The 5506-nt window shown below is 55.9% G+C and carries 3 rRNA genes; all 3 read right to left on the minus strand.

What is annotated here, in order from left to right:
• Positions 1 to 68: 68 nt before the first annotated feature.
• The 3 genes from rrf to ABTW64_RS15245 all read right to left on the minus strand — a co-directional run bounded on the left by rrf (position 69) and on the right by ABTW64_RS15245 (position 5268).
• Positions 69 to 185: ribosomal RNA gene (rrf, locus tag ABTW64_RS15235) — 5S ribosomal RNA — on the minus strand.
• 106 nt (positions 186 to 291) lie between these two features.
• Positions 292 to 3394: ribosomal RNA gene (locus tag ABTW64_RS15240) — 23S ribosomal RNA — on the minus strand.
• A gap of 351 nt (positions 3395 to 3745) precedes the next feature.
• A 16S ribosomal RNA gene (locus tag ABTW64_RS15245) occupies positions 3746 to 5268 on the minus strand.
• Together the 16S, 23S and 5S rRNA genes form the textbook arrangement of a ribosomal RNA operon.
• Positions 5269 to 5506 lie beyond the last annotated feature (238 nt).

Raw genomic sequence — 5506 nt, forward strand, 5'->3', positions numbered from 1 at the left:
GGCAGCCGCAACCGCCCGGAAAACGCAGAAGGGCCACCCAACGTTGGGTGGCCCTTCTGTCAAAGGAAGTCCGGCGGTGTCCTACTCTCCCACAGGGTCCCCCCTGCAGTACCATCGGCGCTGAGAGGCTTAGCTTCCGGGTTCGGAATGTGACCGGGCGTTTCCCTCTCGCTATGACCGCCGAAACACTATCGATGTTTCAGATCAAAGCGCACTGTGAAGTTTGCTTGTGTTCTCGACCGTACATCGAGAACCACTCAGTGGACGCAAGCATCGTCGGATAGACGAAGTGTTATCAAGTCATCGGCTTATTAGTACCAGTCAGCTGCATGCATTGCTGCACTTCCACATCTGGCCTATCAACCCAGTAGTCTGGCTGGGAGCCTCTCGCCCGAAGGCATGGAAGTCTCATCTTGAGGCCGGCTTCCCGCTTAGATGCTTTCAGCGGTTATCCATCCCGAACGTAGCTAATCAGCGGTGCTCCTGGCGGAACAACTGACACACCAGAGGTTCGTCCAACCCGGTCCTCTCGTACTAGGGTCAGATCCTCTCAAACTTCCTACGCGCGCAGCGGATAGGGACCGAACTGTCTCACGACGTTCTAAACCCAGCTCGCGTACCGCTTTAATGGGCGAACAGCCCAACCCTTGGGACCTACTCCAGCCCCAGGATGCGACGAGCCGACATCGAGGTGCCAAACCATGCCGTCGATATGGACTCTTGGGCAAGATCAGCCTGTTATCCCCGAGGTACCTTTTATCCGTTGAGCGACAGCGCTTCCACAAGCCACTGCCGGATCACTAGTCCCGACTTTCGTCCCTGCTCGACCTGTCAGTCTCACAGTCAAGCTCCCTTGTGCACTTACACTCGCCACCTGATTGCCAACCAGGTTGAGGGAACCTTTGGGCGCCTCCGTTACTTTTTGGGAGGCAACCGCCCCAGTTAAACTACCCACCAGGCACTGTCCCTGAACCGGATCACGGTTCTAAGTTAGACATCCAGAGTGACCAGAGTGGTATTTCAACAACGACTCCACAGTAACTGGCGTCACTGCTTCAAAGTCTCCCACCTATCCTACACAAGCCACACCGAACACCAATACCAAGCTGTAGTAAAGGTCACGGGGTCTTTCCGTCCTGCTGCGCGTAACGAGCATCTTTACTCGTAATGCAATTTCGCCGAGTTCGTGGTTGAGACAGTTGGGAAGTCGTTACGCCATTCGTGCAGGTCGGAACTTACCCGACAAGGAATTTCGCTACCTTAGGATGGTTATAGTTACCACCGCCGTTTACCGGGGCTTAAATTCTCAGCTTCGCCTTGCGGCTAACCGGTCCTCTTAACCTTCCGGCACCGGGCAGGCGTCAGTCCGTATACATCGTCTTGCGACTTGGCACGGACCTGTGTTTTTAATAAACAGTCGCTACCCACTGGTCTCTGCGGCCTCCAAACGCTTTCGGAGCAAGTCCTAGTACGTCGAAGGCCCCCCTTCTCCCGAAGTTACGGGGGCATTTTGCCGAGTTCCTTAACCACGATTCTCTCGATCTCCTTGGTATTCTCTACCTGACCACCTGAGTCGGTTTGGGGTACGGGCGGCTGGAACCTCGCGTCGATGCTTTTCTCGGCAGCATAGGATCACCCACTTTTCATCCGCATCGTGTCTCAGCCTGAATGAGAGGCGGATTTGCCTACCTCTCGGCCTACGCACTTGCACCAGGACAACCATCGCCTGGCTTGGGCTACCTTCCTGCGTCACACCTGTTAATACGCTAACCGCACCAGCATGGGGTCGCGCGCTCCACCACCCGGTGTCACCCGAAGGTGACGATGGATGGTTTCGGGCGCTTAGCACCACTGGATTAGTTTGGGCGGTTCTTCGCCGGTACGGGAATATCAACCCGTTGTCCATCGACTACGCCTGTCGGCCTCGCCTTAGGTCCCGACTTACCCAGGGAAGATTAGCTTGACCCTGGAACCCTTGGTCTTTCGGAGGACGTGTTTCTCACACGTCATTCGCTACTCATGCCTGCATTCTCACTCGTGTGGCGTCCACGGCTGGTTTCCACCGCCGCTTCACTCGCCACACGACGCTCTCCTACCCATCAAAACGGCTGGACCACGAAGGCCTGCCAATAGTTTCAATGCCACAACTTCGGTGGCGTGCTTGAGCCCCGTTACATTGTCGGCGCGGAATCACTTGACCAGTGAGCTATTACGCACTCTTTCAAGGGTGGCTGCTTCTAAGCCAACCTCCTGGTTGTCTGAGCAACTCCACATCCTTTCCCACTTAGCACGCGCTTTGGGACCTTAGTTGGTGGTCTGGGTTGTTTCCCTCTCGACTATGAAGCTTATCCCCCACAGTCTCACTGCTGCGCTCTCACTTACCGGCATTCGGAGTTTGGCTGACGTCAGTAACCTTGTAGGGCCCATCGGCCATCCAGTAGCTCTACCTCCGGCAAGAAACACGCAACGCTGCACCTAAATGCATTTCGGAGAGAACCAGCTATCACGAAGTTTGATTGGCCTTTCACCCCTATCCACAGCTCATCCCCTCAGTTTTCAACCTAAGTGGGTTCGGCCCTCCACGACGTCTTACCGTCGCTTCAGCCTGGCCATGGATAGATCACTTCGCTTCGGGTCTAGGACACGCGACTGAATCGCCCTATTCAGACTCGCTTTCGCTACGGCTACCCCACACGGGTTAACCTCGCCACGTATCGCTAACTCGCAGGCTCATTCTTCAAAAGGCACGCTGTCACACCTACCAGGGGTGCTCCAACGGTTTGTAAGCAGACGGTTTCAGGTACTATTTCACTCCCCTCCCGGGGTACTTTTCACCTTTCCCTCACGGTACTTGTCCGCTATCGGTCATCTGGGAGTATTTAGGCTTACCAGGTGGTCCTGGCAGATTCACACGGGATTTCTCGGGCCCCGTGCTACTTGGGATACACTCCACGCCAGCACACGCATTTCGACTACGGGGCTGCCACCCACTCTGGCCGGCCATTCAAGACCGTTCGTCTATACGCTGCTGTCACGTCGATCCTTCGGCAGAAAGATCAGGAGAGTCCCACAACCCCGAACGTGCAACGCCTGCCGGCTATCACACACGCCCGGTTTAGCCTCATCCGGTTTCGCTCGCCACTACTCACGGAATCACTGTTGTTTTCTCTTCCTGTGGGTACTGAGATGTTTCACTTCCCCACGTTCCCTCTACCCGCCCTATATATTCAGGCGGGAGTCACCAGGTCGCACAAACGCCTGGCGGGGTTTCCCCATTCGGACACCCTCGGATCAAAGCTCGCTTATCAGCTCCCCGAGGCTTATCGCAGATTGCTACGTCCTTCTTCGGCTCCAGATGCCAAGGCATCCACCGTCTGCTCTTAAAGACTTGAAATCACATGAGCCGACAGATCCCTTTTGAAAGATCTGTCGTTCGCTATCTTTAAAGATGCTCGCGTCCACTGTGTAGTTCTCAAAGTACGGGCGGTACCCCGCAGCACCCAGCCAACCGGCCAGACACCAACGAGGCCCAGAAGTCCCAGAACAAGCGTTCCGGTCCCTCAGGACCCAACAGCGTGCAGCCGCCCCGCTCACCAACCCCCACGTTCCAACCTCCGAAGAGGCGTACTAGCCGAAGTCAGCCGCGCTGACGGCATGTCAAATGTTCCACCCATGAGCTAACCGGCACCACACATTCGGTGATGATCCGGCGCCTGGAAGGCCGAAGCCTCCAGATGCTCCTTAGAAAGGAGGTGATCCAGCCGCACCTTCCGGTACGGCTACCTTGTTACGACTTAGTCCTAATTACCGATCCCACCTTCGACGGCTCCCTCCACAAGGGTTAGGCCACCGGCTTCAGGTGTTACCGACTTTCATGACTTGACGGGCGGTGTGTACAAGACCCGGGAACGTATTCACCGCAGCGTTGCTGATCTGCGATTACTAGCGACTCCGACTTCATGAGGTCGAGTTGCAGACCTCAATCCGAACTGGGACCGGCTTTTTGGGATTCGCTCCACCTCACGGTATTGCAGCCCTTTGTACCGGCCATTGTAGCATGCGTGAAGCCCAAGACATAAGGGGCATGATGATTTGACGTCATCCCCACCTTCCTCCGAGTTGACCCCGGCAGTATCCCATGAGTTCCCACCATTACGTGCTGGCAACATAGAACGAGGGTTGCGCTCGTTGCGGGACTTAACCCAACATCTCACGACACGAGCTGACGACAACCATGCACCACCTGTATAGAGACCTTGCGGGGGGACTGTTTCCAGACCTTTCCTCTATATGTCAAGCCTTGGTAAGGTTCTTCGCGTTGCATCGAATTAATCCGCATGCTCCGCCGCTTGTGCGGGTCCCCGTCAATTCCTTTGAGTTTTAGCCTTGCGGCCGTACTCCCCAGGCGGGGAACTTAATGCGTTAGCTGCGTCACGGAGACCGTGGAAAGGCCCCCACAACTAGTTCCCAACGTTTACGGGGTGGACTACCAGGGTATCTAAGCCTGTTTGCTCCCCACCCTTTCGCTCCTCAGCGTCAGTTACGGCCCAGAGATCTGCCTTCGCCATCGGTGTTCCTCCTGATATCTGCGCATTCCACCGCTACACCAGGAATTCCAATCTCCCCTACCGCACTCTAGTCTGCCCGTACCCACTGCAGGCCCGAGGTTGAGCCTCGGGTTTTCACAGCAGACGCGACAGACCGCCTACGAGCTCTTTACGCCCAATAATTCCGGATAACGCTTGCGCCCTACGTATTACCGCGGCTGCTGGCACGTAGTTAGCCGGCGCTTTTTCTGCAGGTACCGTCACTCTCGCTTCTTCCCTGCTAAAAGAGGTTTACAACCCGAAGGCCGTCATCCCTCACGCGGCGTTGCTGCATCAGGCTTGCGCCCATTGTGCAATATTCCCCACTGCTGCCTCCCGTAGGAGTCTGGGCCGTGTCTCAGTCCCAGTGTGGCCGGTCACCCTCTCAGGCCGGCTACCCGTCGACGCCTTGGTGAGCCGTTACCTCACCAACAAGCTGATAGGCCGCGAGCCCATCCCAGACCAAAAAATCTTTCCCACCAGAGAAGATGCCCTCCTGGTGCGTATCCGGTATTAGACGCCGTTTCCAGCGCTTATCCCAGAGTCTGGGGCAGGTTGCTCACGTGTTACTCACCCGTTCGCCACTGATCCACTCCAGCAAGCTGGAGCTTCACCGTTCGACTTGCATGTGTTAAGCACGCCGCCAGCGTTCATCCTGAGCCAGGATCAAACTCTCCGTAAAGAAAAAATGCTGACCCCACCGGGAAAACGGTGAAGCAGCGAGTTTGATGCTGACCAAAACGGATGTCATTACTGACTTCCAAAATTGATCCAAAGGAATCTTGCCAACCGACTCACAAAGAGTCAGCCGACGAGGTTATTTGGCATTTGACAAGTGCACGCTGTTGAGTTCTCAAGGATCGGATGCTCCCAGCCCTGCGACTCCCGCCGCAGCCCTCCGGGGCAACTTCTCTATCTTA

The organism is Microbacterium sp. NPDC096154 (assembly GCF_040302945.1).
Taxonomy (GTDB): Bacteria; Actinomycetota; Actinomycetes; order Actinomycetales; family Microbacteriaceae; genus Microbacterium.